Origin of the sequence: Phenylobacterium sp., from assembly GCF_016793285.1 — a bacterium.
Lineage (GTDB): Bacteria > Pseudomonadota > Alphaproteobacteria > Caulobacterales > Caulobacteraceae > Phenylobacterium.
This window is the reverse complement of the sequence record NZ_JAEUMO010000025.1, coordinates 1-1,519: the sequence shown is the minus strand read 5'-3', so window position 1 is coordinate 1,519 and position 1,519 is coordinate 1. Positions and strand designations below refer to the sequence as shown.

The 1,519-nt window shown below is 70.0% G+C and carries 2 protein-coding genes; both read right to left on the bottom strand.

All coding sequences use genetic code 11. From position 1 onward, the window contains the following. The coding region (locus JNL41_RS03025; protein ID WP_293472794.1) for a serine hydrolase domain-containing protein at positions 1–813 on the bottom strand (813 nt) is incomplete at its 3' end. Positions 814–987: 174 nt separating this feature from the next. Then, positions 988–1,519: acyl-CoA dehydrogenase family protein (locus JNL41_RS03020; RefSeq protein ID WP_293472793.1), on the bottom strand; the 532-nt coding region annotated here is incomplete at its 5' end.

The window sequence follows — 1,519 nt, the reverse complement described above, 5'->3', positions numbered from 1 at the left end:
CGTGTGGACCAGCGCCACCGATCGCGCATTGCCCGTGCCGCCGGCGGCCGGGATCTCGGCCCCGCGCCAGGCCCGCGTCTTCGTCGCCGAGACGTCGATGCCGGGGTTCAGCGACATGTTCGCCTGCAGCTCGGTCTGGCTGCCGTTCGAGCCGACGCCGGCGCCGGGCGGCGGCGGGATCAGTTCGGCGACGCGGTCGTCTTCGGAGGCCGGCAGGCCCACCCAGAAGTCCGCGCCCAGCGGCTCGGCGACCTCCTCGCGGAACACCGTGCCCAGCGACTTGCCGGTGATCCGCCGCACCACCTCGCCCACCAGGTAGCCCTGGGTCAGCGCGTGATAGCCGGGGGCGGTGCCCGCTGCCCAGAACGGCGCCTGCGCGGCCAGGAGCGCGGTCATCTTCTCCCAGTCGTAGAGGTCTTCGGTGGTGATCTTCTCCTTCCAGCCCGAGAGGCCGGCAGAGTGGCTCATCAGGTGGCTGACCTTGGTGTCCGCCTTCCCGTTGGCCGCGAACTCGGGCCAGTACTTGGCGACCGGCGCGTCGAAGTCGAGCTCGCCGCGGTCGGCGATCAGGAGCGCCGTCAGCGCCGTGATCGTCTTCGTCGTCGAGTAGACGTTGACGATGGTGTCCCGCTCCCACGGCCGCGTCCGAGCCGGGTCGGCCCAGCCGCCCCAGAGGTCGACGACGGTCTCACCCTCGACGGTCGCGCAGAAGCAGGCGCCGATGTCCTCGCCCTTCTGCAGGTTCTCCTCGAACTGCGTGCGGACCGCGGCGTAGCGGTCGTGGACATCGCCTTGGACGGAGCCGTCGGCCATGGTCTTACCCTCCCCTGATCCCGGTCATCCCCGCGCATGCGGGGACCCAGAGTTTTCGTCTTGCTCCGATCGAGCGCGGCCCCAGCCCAAAAGGCAAGCCTGGGTCCCCGCATGCGCGGGGATGACCGGTTGTGGATGCAGCCGTGCAGGTCATGCGATCCGGATCGATCCCTCCTACGCCGCCAGCCCCTGCAGGCGCGCCGCTGTTTCCCGCACCCGTTCCGGTCCGCCAAGGATCTGGCGGTTCTGACCGATGCGCTTGAACCAGTAGTGGAGCCCCAGAAGGTCGGTCATGCCGATCCCCCCGTGGACCTCCGTGGCGGTGCGGGCGATGAAGCGGCCGATTTCCGAGGTGTGGGCCTTGGCGTGGGCCGCCATCAGCGGCGCCTCCTCCGGCGTGTGGTCGAAGGCGTAGGCGGCGTACCAGACCAGCGCGCGCGTCGGCTCCAGCTCGGCGGCCATCTCGGCGCAGAGGTGCTTCACGGCCTGGAAGCTGCCGATGGTGCGCCCGAACTGCTTGCGTTCCTTCGCGTAGTCGACGGCCTTCTCCAGCATCGTCTGGCAAGCGCCCAGCGTGTCGGCCGCGATCATCGTCCAGGCCGCGTCGCGCAGCCGCTCCAGCGCCTGGTTCGAGTTCAGCGCCTGCGCCGGCGTGTCCTTGAACGTCAGTTCCGACAGCCTGCGCGTCGCGTCGATCGACGCCATC